The 25,025-nt window shown below is 63.6% G+C and carries 24 protein-coding genes; 8 read left to right on the top strand and 16 right to left on the bottom strand.

The window, feature by feature from the left end:
* Positions 1-135: 135 nt before the first annotated feature.
* The 5 genes from RVY79_RS02615 to aroE all read left to right on the top strand — a co-directional run bounded on the left by RVY79_RS02615 (position 136) and on the right by aroE (position 4,652).
* Positions 136-1,020: a peptidoglycan-binding protein gene (locus RVY79_RS02615; protein ID WP_317462454.1), complete on the top strand. Its 885-nt coding sequence runs from the start codon at positions 136-138 to the stop codon at positions 1,018-1,020.
* An 11-nt stretch (positions 1,021-1,031) separates the two neighbouring features.
* Positions 1,032-2,171 carry a DNA-processing protein DprA gene (gene dprA, locus RVY79_RS02610; protein WP_317462453.1) on the top strand — a complete coding sequence of 380 codons (1,140 nt, stop codon included), beginning with the start codon at positions 1,032-1,034 and terminating at the stop codon, positions 2,169-2,171.
* Between the two features lie 94 nt (positions 2,172-2,265).
* The gene (locus tag RVY79_RS02605) at positions 2,266-2,823 is read left to right on the top strand and encodes an L-threonylcarbamoyladenylate synthase (protein ID WP_317462452.1); all 558 of its coding nucleotides are present in this window, start codon (positions 2,266-2,268) and stop codon (positions 2,821-2,823) included.
* Between the two features lie 81 nt (positions 2,824-2,904).
* Positions 2,905-3,825: an oxygen-dependent coproporphyrinogen oxidase gene (gene hemF / locus RVY79_RS02600; RefSeq protein ID WP_317462451.1), complete on the top strand. Its 921-nt coding sequence runs from the start codon at positions 2,905-2,907 to the stop codon at positions 3,823-3,825.
* The gene (aroE, locus tag RVY79_RS02595) at positions 3,822-4,652 is read left to right on the top strand and encodes a shikimate dehydrogenase (RefSeq protein ID WP_317462450.1); all 831 of its coding nucleotides are present in this window, start codon (positions 3,822-3,824) and stop codon (positions 4,650-4,652) included. Before hemF ends, aroE begins: the two co-directional genes overlap by 4 nt.
* Positions 4,653-4,722: 70 nt before the next feature.
* Here the strand turns inward: aroE and RVY79_RS02590 are convergent, their stop codons facing one another.
* A complete protein-coding gene (locus RVY79_RS02590) occupies positions 4,723-5,538 on the bottom strand; it encodes a M48 family metallopeptidase (protein WP_317462449.1) in 816 nt (271 codons plus the stop codon).
* A 123-nt stretch (positions 5,539-5,661) separates the two neighbouring features.
* Between RVY79_RS02590 and RVY79_RS02585 the strand changes: the two genes are divergently transcribed.
* Both RVY79_RS02585 and RVY79_RS02580 read left to right on the top strand, forming a co-directional pair.
* On the top strand, positions 5,662-6,531 hold the full coding sequence (locus tag RVY79_RS02585) for an ATP-binding protein (protein ID WP_317462448.1): 870 nt from the start codon (positions 5,662-5,664) through the stop codon (positions 6,529-6,531).
* 44 nt (positions 6,532-6,575) lie between these two features.
* Entirely contained in the window at positions 6,576-8,192 is a 1,617-nt protein-coding gene (locus tag RVY79_RS02580; protein WP_317462447.1) for a diguanylate cyclase, read from the top strand.
* Positions 8,193-8,198: 6 nt separating this feature from the next.
* On the opposite strand, the gene der is transcribed toward RVY79_RS02580, so the two are convergent.
* From der to RVY79_RS02515, 13 genes are all read right to left on the bottom strand, one after another.
* Entirely contained in the window at positions 8,199-9,602 is a 1,404-nt protein-coding gene (gene der / locus RVY79_RS02575; protein WP_317462446.1) for a ribosome biogenesis GTPase Der, read from the bottom strand.
* 190 nt (positions 9,603-9,792) lie between these two features.
* Positions 9,793-10,953 (bottom strand): outer membrane protein assembly factor BamB, encoded by a 1,161-nt coding sequence (gene bamB, locus RVY79_RS02570; protein ID WP_317462445.1) that lies wholly within the window; start codon positions 10,951-10,953, stop codon positions 9,793-9,795.
* Positions 10,953-11,612, bottom strand: a complete 660-nt coding sequence (locus tag RVY79_RS02565; protein ID WP_317462444.1) for a tetratricopeptide repeat protein — start codon at positions 11,610-11,612, stop codon at positions 10,953-10,955. The genes bamB and RVY79_RS02565 overlap by 1 nt, the downstream gene beginning before the upstream one ends.
* A gap of 47 nt (positions 11,613-11,659) precedes the next feature.
* A complete protein-coding gene (hisS, locus tag RVY79_RS02560; RefSeq protein WP_317462443.1) occupies positions 11,660-12,946 on the bottom strand; it encodes a histidine--tRNA ligase in 1,287 nt (428 codons plus the stop codon).
* A 40-nt stretch (positions 12,947-12,986) separates the two neighbouring features.
* Positions 12,987-14,102 (bottom strand): flavodoxin-dependent (E)-4-hydroxy-3-methylbut-2-enyl-diphosphate synthase, encoded by a 1,116-nt coding sequence (ispG, locus tag RVY79_RS02555; RefSeq protein WP_317462442.1) that lies wholly within the window; start codon positions 14,100-14,102, stop codon positions 12,987-12,989.
* A gap of 7 nt (positions 14,103-14,109) precedes the next feature.
* Positions 14,110-15,219, bottom strand: coding sequence for a RodZ domain-containing protein (locus tag RVY79_RS02550; protein WP_317462441.1), 1,110 nt, complete (start codon positions 15,217-15,219; stop codon positions 14,110-14,112).
* 41 nt (positions 15,220-15,260) lie between these two features.
* Positions 15,261-16,001, bottom strand: a complete 741-nt coding sequence (gene pilW, locus RVY79_RS02545) for a type IV pilus biogenesis/stability protein PilW (RefSeq protein ID WP_317462439.1) — start codon at positions 15,999-16,001, stop codon at positions 15,261-15,263.
* A gap of 104 nt (positions 16,002-16,105) precedes the next feature.
* The gene (gene rlmN, locus RVY79_RS02540; RefSeq protein ID WP_317462438.1) at positions 16,106-17,233 is read right to left on the bottom strand and encodes a 23S rRNA (adenine(2503)-C(2))-methyltransferase RlmN; all 1,128 of its coding nucleotides are present in this window, start codon (positions 17,231-17,233) and stop codon (positions 16,106-16,108) included.
* A gap of 60 nt (positions 17,234-17,293) precedes the next feature.
* Entirely contained in the window at positions 17,294-17,719 is a 426-nt protein-coding gene (gene ndk, locus RVY79_RS02535; RefSeq protein WP_246940037.1) for a nucleoside-diphosphate kinase, read from the bottom strand.
* Between the two features lie 155 nt (positions 17,720-17,874).
* The gene (locus RVY79_RS02530) at positions 17,875-18,201 is read right to left on the bottom strand and encodes a HesB/IscA family protein (RefSeq protein ID WP_246900099.1); all 327 of its coding nucleotides are present in this window, start codon (positions 18,199-18,201) and stop codon (positions 17,875-17,877) included.
* 49 nt (positions 18,202-18,250) lie between these two features.
* Positions 18,251-19,399 carry an aminotransferase class V-fold PLP-dependent enzyme gene (locus tag RVY79_RS02525; protein ID WP_317462436.1) on the bottom strand — a complete coding sequence of 383 codons (1,149 nt, stop codon included), beginning with the start codon at positions 19,397-19,399 and terminating at the stop codon, positions 18,251-18,253.
* Positions 19,400-19,445: 46 nt separating this feature from the next.
* Positions 19,446-19,931: a Fe-S cluster assembly transcriptional regulator IscR gene (gene iscR / locus RVY79_RS02520; protein WP_317462435.1), complete on the bottom strand. Its 486-nt coding sequence runs from the start codon at positions 19,929-19,931 to the stop codon at positions 19,446-19,448.
* Between the two features lie 114 nt (positions 19,932-20,045).
* Positions 20,046-20,822: an RNA methyltransferase gene (locus tag RVY79_RS02515; RefSeq protein WP_317462434.1), complete on the bottom strand. Its 777-nt coding sequence runs from the start codon at positions 20,820-20,822 to the stop codon at positions 20,046-20,048.
* Positions 20,823-20,956: 134 nt separating this feature from the next.
* Between RVY79_RS02515 and RVY79_RS02510 the strand changes: the two genes are divergently transcribed.
* Positions 20,957-21,751 carry an inositol monophosphatase family protein gene (locus tag RVY79_RS02510; RefSeq protein ID WP_317462433.1) on the top strand — a complete coding sequence of 265 codons (795 nt, stop codon included), beginning with the start codon at positions 20,957-20,959 and terminating at the stop codon, positions 21,749-21,751.
* A gap of 80 nt (positions 21,752-21,831) precedes the next feature.
* On the opposite strand, the gene RVY79_RS02505 is transcribed toward RVY79_RS02510, so the two are convergent.
* Both RVY79_RS02505 and RVY79_RS02500 read right to left on the bottom strand, forming a co-directional pair.
* Positions 21,832-23,280: an aldehyde dehydrogenase family protein gene (locus RVY79_RS02505; RefSeq protein WP_317462432.1), complete on the bottom strand. Its 1,449-nt coding sequence runs from the start codon at positions 23,278-23,280 to the stop codon at positions 21,832-21,834.
* Positions 23,281-23,382: 102 nt separating this feature from the next.
* Positions 23,383-25,020, bottom strand: coding sequence for a 5-guanidino-2-oxopentanoate decarboxylase (locus RVY79_RS02500; RefSeq protein ID WP_317462430.1), 1,638 nt, complete (start codon positions 25,018-25,020; stop codon positions 23,383-23,385).
* Positions 25,021-25,025 lie beyond the last annotated feature (5 nt).

The raw sequence follows: 25,025 nt of genomic DNA, 5'->3' as shown, positions 1-25,025 counted from the left end.
GTGCGTCGCCAGCAGTGGTGGAGCGGGGCGACGAACATGTGAAAAGTATAGCAGTGCGTCCTGACGCATGCCGAGGGCCGAAAGCATCGGTGCGGAGGCAGGTTGACGTGCGAGCGATCAGAAGAAGAGACGATCATGTGGGCAGGATATGGCGGTAGGTTAGTGGGACTCGGGTTGGTGCTGGTTGGCGTAGTCGGTGTGGTGTCTGCCGCCGAGGGGCGTGAAAAGTCGCAGGACATCGTGCACCTCTCTCCGCGTGTACGGGAAGTGCCGCCGAGCGAGGCGGCCCCCACCATCGAACGCCAGACGCTAGCGCCCTTTCTGAACGAGTATCGCCTCATTGACTCGCGGGCCAGGCTCAAGGATATGCCTTACGTCGTCGCGGGCGAAGAGGGGCATCAACTGATCGGCAGTGGCGACCGGTTTTATGTCCGTGCAGTTAAGGAGGCCGCGCGCTCGCGTAACGCGCGGCGTGTCATCTATCGCCCCGGAACGGTTTACCACGACCCCGAAAGCGACGCGCTGCTGGGCATTGAGCTACGCGCCGTAGGCGAGGCCCGCTGGGTGAGGCGTGAAGGCGACCTGGATGTCTTCGAGGTGCTCAAGGCGCGTCAGGCAATAAACCCCGGCGACCGCTTGCTGCCGTATCGCGAAGAACGCCTCTCCCTGGCGTTTTCCCTTCACGTTCCAGATCATGCCGTCGATGGCGAGATTCTAGGTGTGCCCGAAGGCGTGCACTATATCGGTCGGCATACCATCGTGGCGCTCGATGTGGGACGTACGAATGGCATCACACCGGGGACTGTGCTGGCTCTGGATGCCGCACCGGCGCAGGTGACTGACCCGGTCGAGGGTGACACTGTCTCTCTGGCGGCCCAGCCCGGCGGCCTGGCGATGGTGTTCGAGAGCTTCGAGCGGGTCAGCTACGCGTTAGTCCTGGAGGCCTCGCGGCCACTGGAGGTAGGCGATGGCGTGAGCACACCCGAGCGCAGTGTGTTGACGTCGTTGGAGCCACGTTGAGGAAGGCGCGCATGATCACAACGAGAGAGTGGTGTGCCCTGGCACATCTACCCAAACTCGGCGCACGGCGTCTGGCGGTCATTCGCCGAGAATTGGCTGCGCAAGGTTTGGCCGATGACTGGCCCGAGGCCTGGTTGACGGCAATGCCCGCTGGACCACGCGATACGCTGCGGCACTGGCTCGATCACCCCACGAAGAGTCCCTTGGAGGCATCGGTCACGGCGGCCTTGGCGTGGGAATCGAGCCAACCATCACATCATCTCTTGCATCCCGGTCATCCGGCCTGGCCTGCCTTGCTCGATGAGATCGTCGATCCACCGGCGCTGCTATGGGCCAAGGGCGATTTGGCTGCCCTCGATCTGCCGGGCTTGGCCATGGTCGGCACGCGGCGCCCGACCCGTGAAGGCAGCGATAACGCGGCTTTCTTCGCCCGCGAACTCGTGGAGGCCGGATTCGGTATCGTCAGCGGCATGGCGCTGGGTGTCGACGGCGTGGCCCAGCGCACGGCGTTGGATGCCGGCGGTCGCAGCGTGGCGGTACTCGGCTGCGGCGTGGAGGTGATCTACCCGCCCCGCCATGCCGGCCTGTATCGTCGTCTGCTCGATGAAGGCGGCCTGCTGCTCTCCGAGCATCCCGCCGAGACGCGGGCCCACGCGCGCTACTTTCCGCGCCGCAATCGCATCATCACCGGGCTATCGTTGGGTGTGCTGGTCGTCGAGGCGGCCGAGAAGAGCGGCTCGCTGGTCAGCGCGCGGCTGGCGATGGAACAGAACCGCGAGGTCTTCGCGATCCCCGGCTCGCTGCATAATGTGCAGGCGCATGGCAACCTGGGGCTGATCCGCGACGGCGCCTGCCTGGTACGCGGACGCGACGATATTCTCGAGCAGCTCGGCCATTGGCAGGCGTTGAACGCGACGCCACCCGAGGCCGACACGGCGACGCCACCAGCGCGTGCAGAGGCTCCGGCGCCCTCCGATGTGCCCCAGGATCCGTTACTGGCGCTGTTGGACACGACCCCCACGCCGCTCGACGTACTGGTCGAGCGCAGTGAGCTGGACGTCGGCGGTTGTCAGATGCGCCTGCTGGAACTGGAGCTCGCCGGCCAGGCCGCGCAGGTGAGTGGGGGGTGGGTGCGTCGCGCCACGCGCTAGGTCCAGGCCATGCGACAGCATGGCACGGCGTTCCGCCCCGCGTGCGTGATAAGATGGCCGTATCTTGTGTTGCCGTGAAGCGAAACCTCTCGTCATGTCAGAGACTTCCGATACCCTCAGTCACGCCGTGGCGGTATTGCGCCGTGGCGCCATCGTGGCTTACCCCACCGAAGCGGTGTGGGGGCTGGGCTGCGACCCCGATGACGATGCCGCTCTGGCGCGCCTGATCGAACTCAAGCAACGTGATCCGGCCAAGGGTCTGATCCTGATCGCCGGGTCGGTGTCGCAACTGGCACCCTGGCTGGAAGGGCTCGACGAGGCGCAACGCGCGCGTCTGGCAGCCAGCCAAGCGACGCCCACCACCTGGCTGGTGCCCGACAACGGGCGGGCACGTCCGTTATTGCGTGGCGAGCACGCGACCCTGGCGGTGCGCGTCAGCGATCATCCCTTGGTACAGGCGCTGTGTAGTGCCTTCGGCGGCCCGCTGGTCTCGACCTCGGCCAATCGCGCCGGCGAGCCACCCGCGATGAGCGCCGGCGACATACGCACGGCCTTTGGCGAGGCGGTGACACTCGTCGAGGGGGTGCTGGGCGGATACGTGCGGCCGAGCACGATTCGTGATCTGGCAAGCGGCGAGGTCCTGCGCGATTAAAGCGTGCCGGTGAGTCGTATGCCTGGCGTCATGGCCGAGCGTTACATGAGTCAAACCAACCGATAACCCGAGGAGCGTGACGTGGCACACCCCCATCTTGACAAGGTGAAAGAGTATCTACTCGACTTGCAGGAACGTCTCTGCGAAGGCTTGGCCGCCGAGGATGGTGAGCGCTTTCGCGAAGATAGCTGGACACGCGAGTCGGGTGGCGGTGGTCGCTCCCGGGTGATCGAGAACGGTGGCGTGTTCGAGAAGGGTGGGGTCAATTTCTCGCATGTTTTCGGCGAACGCCTGCCGGCCTCGGCCTCGGCCGCGCGGCCCGAATTGGCCGGGCGCAGTTTCCATGCCGTGGGCGTGTCCTGGGTGCTGCATCCGCATAACCCGCATGTGCCCACCGCGCATGGCAATGTGCGCTTTTTCATCGCCGAGAAAGACGATGCCGACCCCGTCTGGTGGTTCGGCGGCGGTTTCGACCTGACGCCGTTCTATCCGGTGTTCGAGGACGTGGTCCACTGGCACCGCGTGGCCCGCGATGCCTGCACGCCGTTCGGCGATGATGTCTATCCGCGCTTCAAGCAGTGGTGCGACGATTATTTCACCCTTCATCATCGCGGCGAAACGCGCGGCGTTGGCGGCTTGTTCTTCGATGACCTCAACGAATGGGACTTCGAGCACTGCTTCGCGTTCCAGCAGGCGGTGGGTGATGCCTTCCTCGACGCCTATTTGCCCATCGTGCGGCGGCGGCGTGAGACGCCTTACGGCGAGCGCGAACGCGACTTCCAGGCGTTCCGGCGCGGGCGTTACGTCGAGTTCAATCTAGTCTGGGATCGCGGCACCCTGTTCGGGCTGCAAAGCGGTGGGCGCACTGAGTCGATCCTGATGTCGATGCCGCCGTTGGCGCAGTGGCAGTACTGCTGGGAGCCCGAGCCGGGTAGCGACGAGGCGCGCCTGGGTGATGAGTTCTTGCACTCACGCGAATGGCTCGAGGAGGCTGAAGTATGAGTGATCGTTACTGTGTCTTCGGGCATCCCGTCGGGCACTCGCGCTCGCCGCGCATTCATGCGCTATTCGCCGAGCAGTGTGGGCAGGCCATGGCTTATGAGGCTATCGAGGCGCCGCGCGAGGACTTTGCCGGCGCCTGGCAAGCCTTCGTGGCCGCCGGTGGTCTTGGCGCCAATGTCACCGTGCCGTTCAAGGAAGAGGCGTATCGTATGGCGGATGTGCTCAGCCAGCGTGCCCGCCGGGCCGGGGCCGTCAATACGCTGGTACACGGCCGGGACGGGCGCACCTATGCCGATACCACCGATGGCGTAGGACTGGTGCGTGACCTCGAAGCGCACGGCGTGACGCTCGACGATGCGCGCATTCTCGTGCTCGGCGCGGGCGGGGCCGTGCGCGGCGTGCTCGATCCGTTGCTGGCGGCGAGGCCGCAGTCCTTGCATATTGCCAACCGCACCGCCGAGAAGGCGATGGGGCTGGCGGCAGACTTTCACCCGCAAAAACGTGGGCAGCAACAGGCGGGTGTGACGGGCAGCGGCTATGACACCTTGGAAGGCTCTTATGATGTGGTCATCAATGGCACCAGCGCCTCGCTGGGCGGGGATTTGCCACCCTTGCCCGACACCTTGCTCACTGATACGGGCGTGGCCTATGACATGATGTACGCCGCCGACCCGACCGTTTTCCTGCAATGGGCGGGTAAGCGCGGCGCACGCATGATCGATGGCCTGGGCATGTTGATCGAGCAGGCTGCCGAGTCTTTCTTCCTGTGGCGGCACGTGCGCCCCGATACCGCGGCGGTACGCGAGGTGTTACGCCGCGAGCTTTGATGGCTTGTCGTGCGTCGACACATACGCAGACGCCGCCTCCACAGGCGGCGTCTCGCTTTTCAGGAGGCGATCAGCGCTGACAGTTGGGGCGCTCGCCGTTGGCTTGGGCCTGCTTGTAGAGCGGCATGGCTTGATCCAGACGTGCCTGCAAGCCCTGAATGCGTGACTGGTTGCTGGGGTGGGTGGAGAGCCACTCCGGAGGTGCGCCCTGGCTTTGCGCGGCCATGTTCTGCCACAGCTCGATACTGGCGCGGGGATCGAAGCCGGCTTGAGCCATCAAGTCCAGGCCGACCTTGTCGGCTTCCGACTCCTGCTTGCGCGAGAAGGGCAGGATCACACCGTACTGGGCGCCCGCGCCGAGGAGCCCCATGAGTTGCTCGCCGGCGGCACCTTCCAGTCCTGCGGCCGATTGCAGGATCGAGAGCCCGGTCTGGGTGGCGGCTTGCGTCGAGACGCGTTCGTTGGCGTGATGCGCGAGGACGTGACCTACCTCGTGACCGATGACGGCGGCCAGTTGGTCCTGGTTCTCGGTGACATCAAGCAGCCCGCTGTTGACCCCGATGTAACCACCCGGCAGCGCGAAGGCATTGACCGCATCGTCCTTGAAGACCTTGACCTCCCAGGTGGCAATACCTGCGTCGTCAGGCACTTCGTCAGTGATGGCATCGGCGACGCACTGCACATAGTCATACGTGGCGCCGCCAATCTCCGGCAGCTTTTCCTGATATTGTGCGAAACTCTGCTTGCCCATCTGCTCGAGCTGGTCATCTGGATAGAAGGCCAATTGGCTACGTCCTAGCGGCGAGGTGCTGCAAGCGGCCAGGGTGATACCTACGAGGCCGATGGCGAGTGGCATTCGTAGGCGAGACGGCAACATCCTTTGCATGAGAAACTCCTGATAGGCTCTGGACCCGACAACCAAACGGCTCCAAGATACCCCGATGCTGCGTTGGGTCAACCAGCGATCTATATGCGGGATTCTGGAATGAACAGTGACAGGAGGGGTAGGATGGATGCCGAGCTAGCGCAACGTCTGCACAGGGTGCTTGACCGGGTCGAGGCGTGGTTACCGCCAGAGCCTGCAGTCGTCGACTGGTCGCGTGACGTGGCGGCGATCTGGCAGCGTAATGCGCTGGGCGGCCAATTGATTCCGGTGGCCGCGCGCGATGGCGTCGGCATGGACGATCTGGTCGGCGTCGAGCGCCAGAAGACGGCGCTTTTGAGCAATACGCGCGCTTTTTTGCACGGGCGCCCGGCGAATCATGCGTTGCTCTGGGGCGCACGCGGCAGCGGCAAGTCGTCGATGGTCCGGGCCTTGCTCAACACCTTGGCGCCGGAAGGGCTGCGCTTGATTCAGGTCGACCGCCACGATCTGGTCGGCCTGCCAGGATTGGTGCAGCGGCTACGCGACTCGACGCATCGCTTCCTTGTGTACTGCGATGATCTCTCCTTCGAAGGCCACGACGACGCCTATAAAGCGCTCAAGAGCGTACTCGATGGTACCTTGACCGGCCCGCCCGAAAACGTGCTGTTGTATGCGACGTCCAACCGGCGCCACCTGTTGCCTGAGTCGCTCGCCGACAATCAGGATACCCGGCTGGTCGACGGCGAGCTCCACCATGGCGATGCGGTGGAAGAGCGTATCTCGCTTTCCGACCGCTTCGGGCTGTGGCTGGCCTTCCACCCTTTCAATCAGGATGCCTACCTGACCGCATGCCGTCATTGGGTCTACCACTTGGGCGGGGAAAATGCCTGGAGCGACGCGGCCCGCGAGGATGCGGTGCGCTTCGCCACCTTGCGTGGGGTGAGAAGCGGGCGCGCCGCCTGGCAGTTTGCCTGCCAGTGGGTAGGCGCTAGGTATGAGGTGCAAGAGTCGTAACGTTTAGGGATGCGAGGCGGCCTTATGGTCAGGGAGAAGACGGTATGCAAGAAAGCGAACGTAGTCGGCGCCTCGAGGCATTGCGCCGGCAAGGCGCCGAGAGGTTGCATGGCGATGTGCAGGCGGTAACCGCGCACGTCGAGGAGATGAGTACTCGTGATAATGCCGCATCGGCGATGGAGCTGGAGGCGGTCTGCGAGGATCTGCAACGTATCGCCGATTCCGCCGGTAGCTTCGGCTATGAGGCATTGAGTGAGACATGCAGCGAGGTAGGACGCCAGATTCGTCAGTGGCTCGATGGAGAAGTGTTGCCCGCCCCCTATACGCTGGCGGCGTTGCAATCACGGCTGCAGTACCAAGTGGAGCAACTGCCCAATCTCGATGACCTGCTCTCCGCAAAGGGAATGACGGCTCAGCGAGATGCCACGTCGGTGCGTGTCGCCTTGCTTGGTGATGAACCGTTACGGCGCCGCGCGCTGGGCGAGGCCTTGAGCGCGCTGGGGTATGAATGTCATGAATATGCCATGCGCGACGTCGATGCTCTCATGGCATGGCGACCCGAGGCCGTGCTGGTCGACGAGCGTAGCGTAGCGCGTTCGCGCTGGAGCATTTGGTGGAGCGGATGGCAGTCTCCGCCGCATCTTTTGATCATTGGTGATGATGACGATTTTGCGGCGCGACTCGCGGCGATTCGCCACGGCGCGGCCGGCTATTTCGTCCCTCCTTTGGATGCCTCGCTGATCGACCGGTGTCTGGATCGTCTGTCGCCGGGCCTCACCCCGGAACCACTGCGGGTTCTGATCGTCGACGACGATGTCGAGCTGACCAAGCACTACCATCGAGTGCTGGCCGGTGCTGGAATCGATTCATGGGTGGTCAACATGCCAGCCGAGACACTGGCTGCACTGCGCGATTACCGCCCTGATCTGGCCTTGGTGGACACGCGCTTACCGTCGTGTACGGGACGAGAACTGGCCCGCGTGATGCGCCTCGACGATGCCTGGCGGGACTTGCCCGTGGTGTATCTGGCGGCCGACGATGACGTGTGCGAGCAGGCCTGGGCGCGTAGTGGCGACGTTTTCCTCGGCAAGCCGGTCGATGACGATGCGCTGGTGACGACGGTATTGTCACACGCCCATCGCGCGCTTGGTTCGCGACGCTCGGGAGCGCGCGATGGCCTGACCGGCGTGTTGACTCATGCTGCCTTGCAGGAACTTCTGGAAATCGAGTTCGTCCGCGCGCAACGTAGCGGTACGCCCACCAGCCTGGCATTGATCGATATCGATCATGTCGGGGCGTTGAACGCCCATCATGGGCATGCCAGCGGTGATTATGTCATTCGTCTCCTGGCGGAACGACTGACGCAACAACTGCGTTTCATCGACCACGTGGCACGTTACGCCGGTGGAGCGTTCTGTGTCGTGTTACCACATTGCAGCCCCGAAGATGCGCAGCGCGCGATCGAACGTATACGCCTGCAGTTCCATTCACAGGCGCGAGCGATTCAGGAGTGTGGTGAGTTCGAGGTGACGTTTTCCGCCGGAGTGGCGGGCCTGCACGATGCGTCCAGCGTCGAGGCGGGACTCGACGCCGTCGAACAAAGGCTCTATCGCGCCAAGCTGGCGGGACGCAATCGTGTGCTTGGGAATGGCGACGAGTGACACGCTTTAGCGGCGATTCTTGCGCGCCTCGCGCGTGCGGTTCAGTTCACGCTTCTTGGCCTTTTCGCGGTCGCTGGCGCCGGCATTTTCGTCGTAGGGGTTGTTGCCCGAGCGGAACTCGAAGCGCATCGGTGTACCGCGCACCTTGAGTACCTTGCGGAAGGTGTTGATCAGATAGCGCTTGTACGCCTCTGGCAGTGAGCCGGTCTGATTGCCGTGGACCACGATGATCGGTGGGTTGCTGCCGCCCTGATGGGCCATGCGCAACTTGATGCGGCGGCCGTGGACCAGCGGCGGCTGATGCTCACTCACCGCATCCTGCAAGAGGGTGGTCAGGCGATTGGTCGACCAGTGACTGTTGGCCGAGTCGAAGGCCCGCGTGATGGAGGGGTAGAGATCGCCCACCGCGGTGCCGTGCAGCGCGGAGATGAAATGCATCTCGGCGTAATCGGCAAAGCCCAGGCGGCGCTTGATCTCCGTGCGCATCTTGTCCTTCGCCTCTTGCTCGAGGCCATCCCATTTGTTGACCGCCAATACCAGCGCGCGCCCGCTACTCAGGACATAATCGAGCAGGTGCAGATCCTGTTCGACCAGGCCGCTGCGCGCGTCGAGTACCATGACCGCCACATGGCAATCCTTGATGGCTTCGAGCGTCTTGATGATCGAGAATTTCTCGGCTGTTTCCTTGACGTTCTTGCGTCGCCGCACGCCGGCGGTGTCGACCAGCACATAGGGCTTGCCGCGGCGCTCGAAGGGGATCTCGATGGCATCGCGCGTGGTGCCGGCCTCATCGAAGACAACGACCCGCTCTTCGCCCAGCAGACGGTTGACCAGCGTCGACTTGCCGACATTGGGTCGGCCGATGACGCCGATACGAATGCCGTTGCTGAGATCGGGCGGTGCCGCGTTGGCCTCGCGCGGGGGGAAGGGCGCCAGCACCTCGTCGATCAAGGCGGTCACATTGCGTCCGTGCGCGGCGGCGATCGGGCGCGGGTCGCCCAGGCCGAGCTGCCAGAAGTCCGCTGCAGCCGAGTGTTCTTCGAGCCCATCGGTCTTGTTGACTACCAGCCAGGTCTTCTTCTGATTGACACGCAGGTGATTGGCGATGGCCTCGTCGGCGGCGCTGAGACCGCTCCGCCCGTCGACCAGGAACAGCACGATGTCGGCTTCGTCGATGGCCAGCAGTGACTGCTCGGCCATGGCGGCATCGATGCCTTCTTCATTGCCGCTGATGCCGCCGGTATCGATGACCGTATAGGTCTTGTCACCGAGCGCGCCGTTGCCGTACTTGCGGTCACGGGTGAGGCCGGCAAAGTCGGCGACCAGCGCGTCACGCGTGCGAGTCAGGCGATTGAAAAGGGTCGATTTGCCGACATTGGGTCGGCCTACCAGGGCGATGACGGGATTCATGTTGTCTCGTAAACCGGCGCACAAAAGCGTTGAGTGAGGCTGGACATGCGGCGTGGCGTTGAATGAGGAGACGCGACGCGGATGTCACGTAGTATGGCGTGATTCTAGCATTGCTGATCGGCAAGGGCCCACAAATGACGCGGGCACCTCAGCGCGAGGTGCCCGCTCACAGGCTACGAGGGCGAGCCGCTCAATCGCCTTTTTCGAGATCGTAGGCGGCCAGTTCACCGTCGTTGGTGAGAGTGTAAAGCCGTTTGCCATCGGCCAGCGGGGCCAGGCTGATGCCATCGCCGCCGATTTCCGTGCGGCCCACGATATCGCCGCTGCTCGCGTCGAGCAGGTGGACATAGCCTTGATAGTCACCCAGCGCCAGCTTGCCGTCGATGAAGGTGGGCGCGGTCAGGTCGCGGCCTTCGAGGGCGTCGGATTCCCACAGCACGCTGCCGCTATCGACATCGAGTGCCAGGACATGGCTGGCTTCATTGACGGTGAAGAGGTAATTGCCGACGCGTAGCGGCGTCAGGTAACTGGACTCGTCGCGTGACCAGATGACTTCGCCGCTGGTGGCTTCCAGCGCCATCACGCGACCGTTGTAGCTGGTCACGAATAGACGGCCGTCTCGCGTCAGCACCGGCTGACCGTCGAGGTCGACGAGTCGTTCCACCTCGGTGCGTCCCTGCGGGACGGAGACGCGCATGTCCCATAGCGGCTGGCCGCTACGGTTGTCGAGCGTCACCAGTCGGCCATTGGCGAAGCCGACGAACGAGACAGGCTCGATGACGCGCGGCGTTCCCGTGCCACGCAAGGTCAAGGCAGGCCGGTTGCTGCTGTAGGTCCATTCTTCTTCGCCAGAGATGCGATTGAGGGCGGTTACCGTACCGTCGACACTCTGCACCACGACCAGCTTGCTGTTGACCTGGGGGGTGGCCAATACTTCGCTGGAGACCTGAGTGCGCCAGGCTTCGCTACCGTCCTCGCGGTCGATGGCGATGACGGAGCCGTTGCGCGTGCCAGCGTATAGTCGGGCGCTATCGCTGGATATGCCGCTGGAAAGCGGCGTGTCGAAGCGTACTTCCCACTGAGTCGCGCCGCTGTCGGCATCGATTGCGCGCAATAGGCCGTTTTCATCGGCAGTATAGAGGGTGCCGTCGACGAGGAGAGGCTTCAAGGGGTAGCGTGCCCGTCCCAGGCCATCGCCGACCGAGGTGGACCAGCGCTCGTCGAGTGTCACCGACGTTGAGATGTCCTTGAGCTCCTTGGGGGGATACTGCGGCTCGACGTTGCCGGCACAACCCGCCAGCAAGGTGGACAAGGTGAGCGCGGCCGGTAACAGCAAGTGGTTGAATTTCATCAGCTGGCGTCCTTTACACCGAGATTGTCGAGCTTGAGCTGCACGCCGAAGAGCGGTAGACCCTGTTCTTCGGCACTGGCGAGGGCGTCCTGGTAAGCCTGACGCGCCTTGTCGGGCTGGCCGAGCGCGGCATACGCATCGCCGCGGGTGTTGGCGACTTGCGCTTCGAGCGAGGCAGGAATGTCGTTCCCCAGTGTCGCCAGCGCGCCCTCGGCGTTGTCCAGGCCGATTTGCACGCGCGCCAGGTTGAGACGTGCGAGTCCGTCGAGATAGGCATGCTCGCTGCCGTCGATGAACGCTGTCAGCGTGTCGCGCGCCCCCTCCAGATTATTGGCATCGACCGCTAAACGGGCGCGCATTAGTTCGGCGAGTTCGGCGTACAGGGTGCCACCGTGTTCGCTCTGCAGACCCTCGATCATGGTCGTGGCTTGCTGGCGTTGCTCGGCGCTCAACTGCGGTTGCTGCATTAGCATCGTGAGCTGTTGGTAGCGCTGCGACGCTGCCGCCGCTTGCGAGGCTTGGTAATCCTGCCAGGCATGCCAGGCGAAAACACCCGCACCGGCAAGCACGATGCCGGCAATGATCGCCTTGCCATATTCCTTCCACCAGCGCTTGAGCGTCTCAAGCTGTTCCTCTTCGCTAGTAATAAGCTCCGCCACGGGCGGTCTCCTTCAATGGCTGTTCGTACGAAACGGCGCTTGGTTCTTCAAGCCTCCGCGAGAAGCGTCTGGAGACGCGCCGCGAGCGCATCGAGGGTCACGCTTTCCTGATCGCGATTTTCACGCAGGAATTTGATCCCCACCCGGCCGCTGGCCAGTTCATCTTCGCCGAGCAGCAGCGCCATGCGTGCCCCACTCTTGTCGGCTTTCTTGATCTGGCTCTTGAAACTGCCGCCGCCGCAATGCAGTTGCAGGTGCATGCCGGGCAGAGCATCACGCAGACGCTCGCCCAGCAACATTGCTTGGCGGCTGGCGGCATCGCCCATGGCCGTCAGGTATACATCGGTGCGCGGTCGTGCGGCCTCGGGTACCAGGTCGAGCGTTTCGAGCAGCAGGATGAGGCGCTCGACGCCCATGGCGAACCCTACACCGGGCGAGGGTTTGCCGCCGAGCTGTTCGACCAGGCCGTCGTAGCGGCCACCGGCACAGACCGTGCCCTGGCTGCCCAGCGCTTGGGTGGTCCACTCGAACACGGTTCGACTGTAATAGTCCAGTCCTCGCACCAGGCGCGGATTGATGACGTAATCGATGCCGGCTGCTTCGAGCATGGCGGTTAGTTCGGCGAAGTGAGCCCGCGATTCTTCGTCGAGGTGATCCATCAAGCGCGGTGCATCGGCGAGCATTGCCGCCATGTCGGGGTTCTTGGAGTCCAGGATGCGCAGCGGGTTGGTGTCCAGACGGCGCCGAGAATCCTCGTCGAGGACATCGGCATGCGCTTTGAAGTGTGCGACCAGCGCGTCACGGTAGGCGGCACGGGCCTCGTTGGAGCCCAGCGAGTTGAGCTCCAGCTGCACGTGGGGCATCAGGCCGAGGGCTTCCCAAAGCCGTGCGCTGAGCAGGATCATCTCGACGTCGATATCCGGCCCGTACATGCCGTAAGCTTCCACGCCGACCTGATGAAACTGGCGATAGCGACCTTTTTGCGGACGTTCGTGGCGGAACATCGGGCCCTGATACCACAGGCGTTGCGTCTGGTTGTAAAGCAGGCCGTTCTCCAGCGCCGCGCGCACGCAACTGGCGGTGCCTTCGGGCCGCAGCGTGAGGCTGTCGCCGTTGCGATCCTCGAAGGTATACATCTCTTTCTCGACGATATCGGTCACTTCGCCGATCGAGCGCTTGAACAGCGCCGTCTGCTCGATGATGGGCGTGCGGATCTCGCTATACCCATAGCGCTGCATGAGATGCTGGATCTGACGCTCGAAGTATTGCCAAACAGGCGATTGCTCCGGTAGCAGATCGTTCATGCCACGGATGGCCTGGATCTTGTTGCTCAATGCTGACTCCTGAACCGGTACGGGGCGCGCGAGCGGCGCATTATACCTCGCGGGCGATGGTATCGCGTTCGCGAGCCTCTTTTTCGCGGACCTTATCGCGGATCAGCGCTTCCAGGTCGTCGACCAGGTGGTCGTTGCGAAGCTTGCTGGCCGGCTTGCCGTCGATATAGACGAGGTTCGCCGGGTCGCCGCCGGTGAGGCCGATATCGCTTTCCTTGGCCTCGCCGGGGCCATTGACCACGCAGCCGATGACCGAGACATCGAGTGGCGTCATGATGTCGTCGAGGCGTTCCTCGAGGGCGTTCATGGTGCCGATGACGTCGAAATTCTGGCGCGAGCAGCTCGGGCATGCGACGAAGTTGATGCCTTTGGAGCGCAGACGCAGGCTCTTGAGCATGTCATAGCCGACCTTGATTTCCTCGACGGGGTCGGCGGCCAGCGAGACACGGATGGTGTCGCCGATGCCTTCCATCAACAGCATGCCGAGTCCGATCGAGGACTTCACGGTCCCCGAACGCAAGCCGCCGGCTTCGGTAATGCCTAGGTGCAGGGGCTGGTCGATGCGCTGCGCGAGCTGGCGATAGGCGGCCACCGCCATGAACACGTCGGAGGCCTTGACGCTGACCTTGAAGTCCTGGAAATCGAGACGATCAAGATGCTCGATATGCCGCATGGCGGATTCGACCAGGGCTTCCGGCGTGGGCTCGCCGTATTTCTTCTGCAGATCCTTTTCCAGCGAGCCGGCGTTGACGCCGATGCGAATCGGAATGCCATGTTCGCGGGCAGCGTCGACTACTGCGCGTACGCGGTCTTCGCGGCCGATATTGCCGGGGTTGATGCGCAGGCAGTCGACGCCCAGTTCGGCCACGCGCAGGGCGATCTTGTAATCGAAGTGGATATCGGCGACCAGGGGAACCGCCACTTGGCGTTTGATCTGACCGAAGGTCTCGGCGGCCTCCATGGTGGGCACCGAGACGCGCACGATGTCGGCGCCTGCGGCCTCGAGCTGGCGGATCTGCGCCACGGTGGCAGCGACGTCCAGGGTGTCGGTGTTGGTCATGCTTTGCACGGCGATGGGGGCCCCGCCGCCGACGGGGACATTCCCGACATGAATCTGGCGGGACTGGCGCCGTTGAATCGGAGATTGCATATGCATCAGCGTATCACTCTCCCAAGGTGAAGCGGGCGACATTATTGCCGCCGGTATACTGGCTCAGGTCGATATTCTCGCCCTGATAGCGGAGCTCGACGCCTGTGGCGTTGCCAATGGTCAGGCGGAACGGCGGCGTGCCTTCTAGCTGGAGGCTGGTGCCGGGATCTTGCAGGCCCACCATCAGGCGTTGGTCGTCGGCATCATAGATCTCGGTCCATGACTGTTCGTTGAAGGTCAGTGTCAGTTGGTTGGCATTCGCGCTTGCCGCGTTGGCCTCATCGCCTGGCGCGGCGGATTCGTCATTTGCCGAGGTGCTGGTGTCGCTGGCGGTGTTGGTCCCATCGCCTTGCGCGGCGGGTTCGGCACTCGCCGAGGTGCTGCTTGCCTCGGTGCCCGCGCCCTGTGTGTCAGCAGCGTCGCGGGTGGCGGGGCCAGCGTTGGGTGCTTCGTCAACGTTTGCCGCGTCGTTATCGACGAGGCCCAGGTTGTCGTTCTCGTCGGGAACGGGCGGCAAGTCGTCTTGCGTGCCGGTGTTAGTCGGGGCGTCGGCACTGGACTGTGCGGACTCGCTGTCGCCAGAAGAGGCATTTTCTGCCATGTCGGCGGCTTGCGCGCTGCCTCCGGTGCCGCCGGCGTTATCCATGCTTTCCATGGAGGAGGCGGGCTTGTCGCCGAGTCCGAATAAGTCATTGCCTTCACGACTCTGCCACCACAGCAGTGTCAAACCGATCAGTCCCACGATGATGATCAGCGTGACCAACTTGAAGAGCCAGGCGCCGATCCGTGAGGGCGGTTGTGAGCGATACGCCGGAGGCGCGACCTTGCGGTCGAGGTCATCACGACCATGCAAGGCATCGTAGTCTTGCGCCACCAGTTTGTCGTCGATCCCCAAGAGCTTGGCATAGGCGCGCAAGTAGCCGCGTCGATAGGTGGCGATGGGCACTTGATCAAAGCGGTCTTCTTCCAGGCCGGTGACCACGGCGGGCCTGAGGTTGAGCTGCTCGGCAACTTCGTCAAGCGACAGTCCCTGCCGCTCTCGCTCGCGCTTCAGCCGAGTGCCCGGGGGTTCGTGGCCCTCGGTGGGAGCGGGGGAAATGTGTTGTTCGTGAGTGTCGCTCATACCAGAGCATCCTTCTCGAATTCGTGTGGTCGGATCATGCCTCAGGAAGCGTCATGCTGCCGATGATAAAAGGCCGCGGCTTCCTCGTCGCCCCGTGCGCGAGCGATCTCGCTCGCCAGTTCGAGACTTTCCGGAGTGGCCTCGGTCAAGGTGAAGAAACGCTGCAGACGTTCCCAGGCACGTTCATCATGACCCTGCGTATGGTCGATTCTCGCCAGCAGTAACAGGCTTTGCGTATCGCGTGAGTTGGACGCGACAGCCTGTTCCAACGGACGCCGCGCGGCATCGAGCTTGCCTTGCTCGAACCGGCATTGGCCCAGATTGGCAAGCAATTGGGCTCGATTGTTATACGTGGTGTCTTGTGCTGCTTGCTGCAGTTGCTTGCAGGCGGCATCAACCCTGCCCTGATCGTACAGAAATGCAGCATAGTTGTTGCGCGCGCGAGTATAATCGCCGTTGGCATCCAGTGCACGCTTGAAGAATTCCTCGGCGAGGGCCGGCTGCTTCTGACGTTGATAAAGGAGCGCCATGCCCTCTAGTGCCCTCGGGTCGCTGGGGCCCAATTCCATGGCATGTTCCAGCGCATTGCGGGCGCGTGAAAGATTGTCGCGTTTGAGATAGGCCAGCCCGAGATCGACGTAGGCCTCCACCGCTTCACCAGTGTCCGGTGGCGCGTAGGTCGACTCTCGCTCGACTTGAACGGCGCAGCCGCTCAGTAGTAGGACGAGCGACATCGCGGCACTCAACGAGCGGATCGAAGGTGGTCGATGGCGGCGCGTCATGGAACCCTCTCGAAACAATGGCGTCAATCGGTGCGATGAGACAGTGTTCGTCGTCTGAAAGTGTCCCATCAAAGCGCCGCACCTCAATGAAGTCAAGGCGACGCTCAATCGGCGTCGAGCTGAATGGACTGAATGTAGCGCTCGTGGCGCTTGGTACGGTCCTTGACGCGCCCCACTAGCTGCCCGCAGGCGGCATCGATATCATCGCCGCGTGTCATGCGGACGGGGGCAGTATGCCCCAGTTCTTCGAGCCATTGCTGAAAGCGCATGACCTGGTTGCGTGAAGGTTTCTCGTAGCCCGAGTGCGGGAACGGATTGAAGGGAATCAGGTTGATCTTGCACGGCAGGTCACCGAGTAGCGTCGCCAGCTCCTGGGCATGGCGCTGCTGATCGTTGACGTCCTTGATCAGCGTGTACTCGATGGTCAGCATGCGCGTATCGTCGCACTTGGCGAGATAACGACGGCAGGCGTCGAGCAGTGTGGCGATGTCGTACTTACGATTCAGCGGCACCAGCTCGTTGCGCAGTTCGTCGTTGGCGGCATGCAGCGAGACTGCCAGGCTCACGTCGAGCTCGTCGCCGAGCTTGTCGATCATCGGTACCACGCCGGAGGTGGAAAGCGTGACGCGGCGTTTGGAAAGGCCGTAACCATTGTCGTCGAGCATGAGCTTCATGGCCGGCACGACGGCATTGTAGTTCATCAGCGGCTCGCCCATGCCCATCATCACCACGTTGGTGACCGGGCGGTTGGTGCTGTCCCGGCGCGCGCCGAAGCTATTGCTGGCCACCCACACCTGACCGATGACCTCGGCGCTGGTGAGGTTGCGCTGAAAACCTTGCTTGCCGGTGGAGCAGAAGCTGCAATCCAACGAGCAGCCTACCTGCGACGACACGCAGAGTGTGCGGCGTTTGCCGCCCTCGGCGGGAATCAGCACGGTTTCCACATAGCTGCCGTCCTCTACCTCGAGGACCCATTTGCGCGTGCCATCCTGCGAGGCGCCTTCGTAGACCACGCGTGGACCACGCACTTCGGCGACTTCCTCGAGGCGCGTGCGCAGCGCCTTCGAGAGATTGGTCATCGACTCGAAGTCGTCGCAGCCTTCGTGGTGAATCCACTTCATCACCTGGGCGGCGCGAAATTTCTTCTCGCCCAATGAGACGAAGAAGGTTTCCATCTCCTCGCGCGTAAGGCCGAGAAGGTTGGTACGGGGCGTGGCGGTATCGAGGGTCATGGTGGGTCGTACGCTCGGTGGATGGCGGTGCGAGGGCCTTGCGGCCCCCGCGGGAAGCGATCAGCGTGCGCAGATCTCTTCGCTGCCGAAGAAGTAAGCGATCTCGCGCTCGGCGGACTCCGGCGAGTCGGAGCCGTGCACGGCATTGGCGTCGATGGACTGCGCGAAGTCGGCGCGGATGGTGCCGGCCTCGGCTTCCTTGGGATTGGTTGCGCCCATCAGGTCACGGTTGGCGGCGATGGCGTTGTCGCCTTCCAGTACCTGCACGACCACCGGGCCGGAGGTCATGAACCCCACCAGGTCGCCGAAGAAGGAACGTTCCTTGTGCTCGGCGTAGAAGCCTTCGGCTTGCGCCTGGGAAAGCTGGAGCATCTTGGCGGCGACGATCTTGAGGCCGGCCTTCTCGAAGCGGCTTTCGATCTCGCCGATGACGTTCTTGGCGACGGCGTCGGGCTTGATGATGGACAGGGTGCGTTCGTTGGCCATGAGGTCAATGTCTCCGTGACTGAAATCGAGGATCTTGATCGATACGCCAACGCGTCGCCCGAGGCGACGCGTTGCATGAAGCTCGACGGATGTCGAAAAAGCGCGCCATTGTAGCGTGTCGCCGGACGTGGCGCACGCCTGGCGGGTGGACGCCTTTAGACGCTGAAGCTTTCCCCGCAGCCGCATTCGTCGGTGGCATTGGGGTTGTTGAAGCGAAAGTAGCGATTGAGCCCTTCGTTGACGTAGTCCACCTCGGTGCCATCGAGCATGGTCAAGGCTTCCTTGTCGACGAGCACCTTGACGCCGTGATCCTCAAAGGGCACGTCGTTGGCGCCAACCTCATCGGCGATGTCGAGCACGTAACTGTAGCCGGAGCAGCCGCTGGGCTTGATCGCCACGCGCAGGCCTAGGCCATTACCACGCTCGGCGAGTACGTGCTGGATCTGTTCGGCGGCAGCGGAACTGATACTGATGTTAGCCATGTTGACCTCCTTGCATGAGCCGCAGCGCACTCAGCGCAGCGGCCTCGAATCATTGGCGCAGGGCGCCGAGTGCATGTCTGAGCTCGGCGCTTGCGGTGTCGATATCGGCCTCGGTAGTGAAGCGACCGAAGCTGAAGCGAATGGACGCCAGGGCGCGAATGCGATCGATGCCGATGGCCTTCAATACATAGGATGGCTCGACGCTCGCTGAGTTGCACGCCGAACCGGTCGACACCGCTAGTGCGCGCAGTGCCATCAAAAGCGACTCGCCGTCGACATCGTCGAAGGCCAGGTTGACGATCGTGGGCACCGAGACATCGAGCGACGTGTTGCAGTGCACGCCTTCGCACGCCTCGAGGCCGTCGAGAAAACGCTGGCGCATGGCCAGTCCGTGGGCGTGATCGGCTTCCTGCTGGTCGGCCGCCAGCGAGAACGCTTCGCCCATGCCCGCGATCTGATGCGTAGGCAGGGTGCCCGAGCGCATGCCGCGTTCGTGTCCGCCGCCATGGATCAGCGCGTCGAGGCGAATGTCGGGGCTGCGGCGCACATAGAGCGCACCGACGCCTTTGGGGCCGTAGGTCTTGTGCGCCGACATCGACATCAGGTCGATGCCCATGGCGTTGACATCGAGTGCGATCTTGCCGGTGGCCTGGGCGGCATCGACATGAAAGACCGCACCAGCGTCATGGACGACCTCGGCCAGTGCCGCCAGCTCGTGAATGCTGCCCAGCTCGTTGTTGACGGCCATCAACGAAACCAGGACGGTGTCCTCGCGCATGGCATCGTTGAGCTGCGTAGGCGTCACGCGGCCATCCATGCCGGGGGTCAGCCACGTCACGTCGAATCCCTCGGCCTCGAGCGCGAGGGCGGTATCGACGACGGCCTTGTGCTCGATGCGCGAGGTGACCAGGTGCCGGCCGCGCGCTCGGTTGGCGCGCATGAAACCAATCAACGCGAGGTTGTCGGCCTCGGTAGCGCCGCTGGTCCAGACGATCTCTCGCGGGTCGGCGGCGATCAAATCGGCGACCTGGCGGCGTGCGCTTTCCACCGCCTGTTCGGCCAGCCATCCCGGCATGTGGCTACGCGAAGCGGGGTTGGCGTAGATGCCATCGAGTGTCAGGTGACGCGCCATCACCTCCGCGACGCGTGGGTCGACGGGGGTGGTGGCGGCATAGTCGAGATACATGGGTGAGGTCATGACGGCTCGTATCGATGATGGCGCTGGCGCCTGCTGCTCCGCGCGGTCATTGCGGCGCGATGCTGATGGTATCGGTGCTGATCGTGTCCGGCGCGACGCGTTGTTGCTGACGGGCGGCGATATTGCGGACCTCTTCGCGCTCCACCAGCTCGGCGAGCGTGATGGCGTCAAGGAAGCCATGAATCTTTTCAGACAGATCGCACCACAAATGGTGCGTCAGACAGGTATCGCCCTGCTGGCAGTCCGAAAGCCCCTGGCAGCGTGTCGCGTCCACGGACTCGTCGACCGCGCCGATGATTGACGCCACCGAAATGGCGTTGGACGCATGCGCCAGTAAGTAACCGCCGCCTGGGCCACGTACGCTATTGACCAGTTCGGCACGCTTGAGCCGTGCGAACAACTGTTCCAGATAGGACAGCGAGATCGCCTGGCGTTTGGAAATGTCGGCGAGGCTGATGGGGCCGGCGTCGGCATGCAGCGCCAAATCCAGCATCGCGGTGACGGCGTAGCGTCCTTTGGTCGTCAAGCGCATAAGTCGAAGTGATCGGGCGTCGGTGATGAAGCGATTGACCAGGCAGGACATGCAATCCGTAGGGATTGTTTGCCTGAAACGTGTTCGTATTATGGGGAAGACCCAGTAACGCGGTCAACCATTCCCGTCGTGGCTCTCCTGGCGGACCAATGCCCGGCTTTGCTTATTCACGGCCCCGAGAATCCCGCGCAAGATGTTCATTTCCATGCTGTCGATGTGACTGCGCATGAAGAGCCGGCGTAGGCGCGCCATCAGCTGGCGCGGGTTGTCGGGGTCGTGAAAGTCGATGTCGATCAGCGTCTGCTCGAGATGATCGAAGAAGCGCTCCATGTCGTCATGACTGGTCGGCGGGTTGTCCCATTCGACCCCGAACGGTGTGTCCGGGGCGTCGTCCGTGGCCAGCGTCGCCAGCCGACATTCATAGGCCAGCACCTGGACCGCAGCGGCCAGGTTGAGCGAGCTGAAGTCGGGGTTGGTGGGGATGTGCACATGGGCATGGCAACGCTGCAGCTCGCCGTTGGTCATGCCGCTGTCCTCGCGCCCAAAAACCAGCGCGGCCTGGGCGGTCTCGGGCGCGCACTCGCCGGGGAGGCGTTCGCCCAGCGCGCGGGGGGTGAGCATGGGCCAAGGGAGATGGCGTACGCGAGCGCTGGCGCCGACTACGAAGGTGCAGTCACCGACAGCCTCCTCGAGCGTGGCATACACCTTGGCATTGCTCACCAGGGCATCGGCGCCGGACGCACGGGCGTGGGATTCGGCACCATACACCTCGCAGCGTGGCGCGACGAGGGCAAGATCGGCGAGCCCCATGTTGTGCATGGCGCGGGCGGTGCCGCCGATGTTGCCGGGGTGGCTGGTGCCAATGAGAACGATACGCAGTTTGTCGAGCATGATGATAGGGCGCGCGGCTGAGAAACGAACGGCGAGTCTATCATGGCTTGGAGGCCGCGAAACTTCCCGTCGTGGGCGCCTTCTGCTAGGATGCGCGACGTTCTTTAACAGTTTCCGAGATTCAGGCCCGTATCATGCATCCCATGGTTCAATTCGCACTGCGCGCCGCGCGTAGTGCCGCCGAGCAGTTCGTGCGTGCTCGTGACCGCATCGAAGTCGCGCGTGGTGACAAGCAGCTCGATAAGCTGCTGGAAGATACTGCGCGTAACGCAGAAACCCTCATCGACGCGCAGTTTCGTCGCAGTTATCCCCAGCATGGCCTTTCCGGCCGGTATACGGCGCACCGGGATGGCGAAGGCGAGGGCGCCGATTTTCACTGGCGCATCGAGCCGTTTCATGGCTATTCCAATCTGGCCGTGGCATCGCCCGACTTTGCTATCTCGATCGTGTGTTTGGTCAAGGGCAAGCCCGAGCATGCGGTGATTGTCTGCCCCTTCAGCGATGATGAGTATCTCGTCAGCCGTGGGCGTGGCGCGCAGCTCAATGGACGTCGCATTCGCGTGCCCGATCATATCACGGTCGAGGGTGCGCGCATTGCCATGGGCTTGCCGGAAACCTGGCTGCGCGAGCGTCATCTCCAGATGTATCTGACCCTGACACAGGCTCTCGGGTCGCAGGTCGAGAACTTCCTCAGCAGTGGTAGCGGCCTCCTGGATCTCGCGCAACTCGCCGTCGGACGTGCCGATGTCGCCTTCGTGCTGGGACTCGAAGAACAGGATCAACTGGTCGGCGGTCTTCTCCTCAAGGAGGCCGGTGCCTTGCTGGGCGGCCCGGACGGTAGCCCCACGGTCAGCATCGAACAGAATCTCATGGCCGCTACGCCGCGCCTTTACAAGACACTGGTAAAGCAGCTCAAGCCGCGGCTGTAAGTCCGTTTGACGTATCCGCACGCAATACCCCGCCGACATCGCGTTCGGCGGGGTATTTTTCGTTGTGCGGCTCGTGTCGGTCAGCCCGTCGGACCGATCAGATGCTTGACCTCGAGATAGGCAGCTAACCCCCAAGGGCCGAGCTCGCGGCCGATACCGCTATGCCCGAAGCCGCCCCAGCTGGCTTCCGGCATGACGACCTGCTCGCTGTTGTACCAGATGTTGCCGGCACGCAGGGTTCGTCCGACGCGTTTGGCGCGTTGAGGGTCGCCGCTGATCACCGTGGCGGCCAGGCCGAAGTCGTTAGCGTTGGCCAATGCGACGGCGTCTTCGTCGGAGGCGACGCTGCGTGCGCACAGCACCGGGCCGAAGATCTCCTCGCGCCACAGGCGGCTCTCGGTGGGCACATCACGATACAGTGTGGGGGCGAGGAAGTAGCCCTGTTCCGGCAGTTGCCGATGGCGGGCGTCGCGTACTGCTTCGAGGCCTTCGCGCTCGGCGATGGCGAGATAGTCGCGGACCCGGTCACGCTGACGCTGGCTGGTCATCGGCCCCATGTCGGTGTCCGCGCCCAGCGGATCGCCCAGGCGGATCGCGTCGATGCGTGTCGCCAGTGCCTCATAAAGCGCCTCGGCAAGCGATTCGTGCACGATCAAGCGTGAAGTCGCCGAGCAAATCTGCCCGCTATTGAAGTAGATGCCGGCCATGACCCAGTCGGCGGCCTGACCGATCTCGGCATCGTCGAGCACCAGGATCGGCGATTTGCCGCCCAGCTCCAGCGACACCCCGCGACTGCCCTCGGCGGCGGCCTGCATCACGCGTTCGCCCACGGCATTGCTGCCCGTGAAGGAAAGCTTGTCGATACCGGAATGGCGCGTCAGTGGCGCGCCGATGCCGTCGCCATCGCCGTGTAACAGGTTGAGAACGCCCGGTGGTAGCGCGATCTCCAGGGCAATCTCGGCGAGGACCTGTTCCGGCAGTGGTGTGACCTCGGAGGGTTTGAAGACCACCGTGCAGCCCGCCGCCAGGGCCGGCGCGATCTTCCAGGCGCTGGTCACCAGTGGGAAGTTCCACGGCGTGATCAGGCCCACCACGCCGGCGGGATCTTCATAGCAATAGGCGTCGACACCTTCGATGTCATGCGTGATACGGCGCCCTTGCCGGGTTTCCAGCTCGCGTGCCTGGCGTGCGTAGTAACGGTAGCAGGCGATGGCGTCGTCGAGATCGATGCCGGCCTCGGCGAGCGCCTTGCCGTTGTTGGTCGCGGAAAGCTCCATCAGCGCGTCGCGACGCGCCGTCAGGGCATCGGCCAGCGCCTCCAGATAGGCCCCGCGCGCCTCGCCGCCCAAGGCGTTCCAACCAGGCAGGGCGCGACGTGCGGCGTCCACTGCTGCGTCGACGTCTGCGGCATCGCCGGCCGTAACCTCGGCTATCCGGCGCTCATGATACGGGTCCATCACCGCCAGGCGCCGTGTGCCGTGGCTGGCCACCCAGCGATTGTCGATGAACTGATGGTCGAGCTGTTGCATTTAGACTCCTTTAAAGGGCGTGGTCACGGCGCCACTCATCGATCATGGCGTGCAAGCGTGCCCCGGAAAAGCTGGGAAAAGGTTCAGCGTGAACGATGCGCATCAGCCGAGTGCCGCCTGCCAGCGTTCGGCGTCGATCTCGATCAACGTCGGCGATGTGCGCGAGACCTTGCTGAGCGCGAGATCGAGGGCGGCGGGAGATTCGATGCGATGCGAGGTGAGGCCGAAGCCTTCGGCCAGGCGCTGGAAATCGGGCGGCGTGGGGTCGACGCCGATGCGGGCGACGCCATGCACGTCCATATAGCGTCGAATCTCTTCGTAGCCGGCGTTGTTCCAGAGTACCACGACCACTGGCAGCCCTACGTCGACGGCGGTGGCCAGCTCGCTCAGGGTGAACATCAATCCGCCATCGCCGACCAGGGCCACGACCGGCATGTCGGGCTTGGCCAGTTGGGCACCCAGCGCCGCCGGCAGGCCGTATCCCAAGGTCCCGTAGCCGGTCGAGGCATTGAAGTAGCGCCGTGGCGCCGCACGCTCGACGAGATGATTGCCGGCGTAGACCGGGGCGGTGGAGTCGCCGACGATGATGGCCTCGGGCAAGGCGTGATCGAGTGCGGCATAAAGCGGTACGAACGGTGCCATGTCCGGGCGCGCCGGCAGTGCCAGCGCCTCGTGGATGGCGCGGGTGCGCACCGCGCCCTGACGCACGAGCGGAGCGGGGAAGTGCGCCAGCAGGGCCGAGAGCGCGGTACCGGCGTCGCTGACAAGGCCCAGCGCCGTGGCCTGATTGCGCGCCAGTTGCTCCGCTTCCAGGTCGATGCGGATCAAGCGACCGGTCAGGGTGAAGCCCTCATCGAACACCACATCGTAATCCGTTTCGCCGAGTTCGGTTCCCACGGCGAGGATGACGTCGGCGTCGCGAGCCAGTGCGCGCACCTCGGGCCAGGTGGCGTTAGCGCCCAGGTCGAGTGGATGCCCGCGTCCGAGTACCCCCTTGGCGTTGATGGTGGTCACGGTCGGCGCGTCGAGGTGCTCGACCAGCGCCCGAGCCGCTTTTGATGCGTCCGTACAGCCGCCGCCCAATAACACCAGCGGAGCATGAGCCTCGCGTAGCCACTCGGCGGCTAGCTGTACGCCATCGGGGTGCGGCGCGGGGCGGTAGAGTCGTGCCGGCGAGTGGTCGTCGGGTAGCAGTATCGGCGCATCGAAAAGATCGATGGGAATCTCGATATGCACCGGTCCCGGCCGCGCGGAACGAAAGACCGCAAAAGCGCGCCCCAGCACTTCAGGTAAGGCGTCCGGATCGAGCAGGGTATGGCTGAAACGACTCACGCCCGCCAGCACGTTCTGTTGGCTGGGCAACTCGTGCAGGCGTCCTTGGCCGCGCCCCAAGGTGTCGCGGCGGTTGACGCTGGAGATTACCAGCATGGGTACGGAATCGGCCAGCGCCTGGCCCATGGCGGTGGCGATATTGGTCATTCCCGGCCCGGTGATGATAAAGCAGACCCCGGGCTTGCTGCTGGCACGGGCATAGCCGTCCGCCATGAACCCCGCGCCCTGTTCGTGGCGTGGCGTGACATGGCGCAGGCCGCCCGCTTCCAAGCCGCGATACAGCGGCACGGTATGGACGCCGGGAATGCCGAAGACGGTGTCCACGGCGTAACTGTCACGCAGCAGGCGAACCAGCGCCTCGGCGCAGCTAAGCGAGCGAGGAGAAGGCGAGTTCGTGTCGTTGGTCATGGGGA

Source organism: Chromohalobacter sp. HP20-39, assembly GCF_033052815.1.
GTDB lineage: Bacteria > Pseudomonadota > Gammaproteobacteria > Pseudomonadales > Halomonadaceae > Chromohalobacter.
The sequence above is the reverse complement of the archived record's forward strand: the minus strand, read 5'-3'. Positions and strand labels throughout refer to the sequence as shown.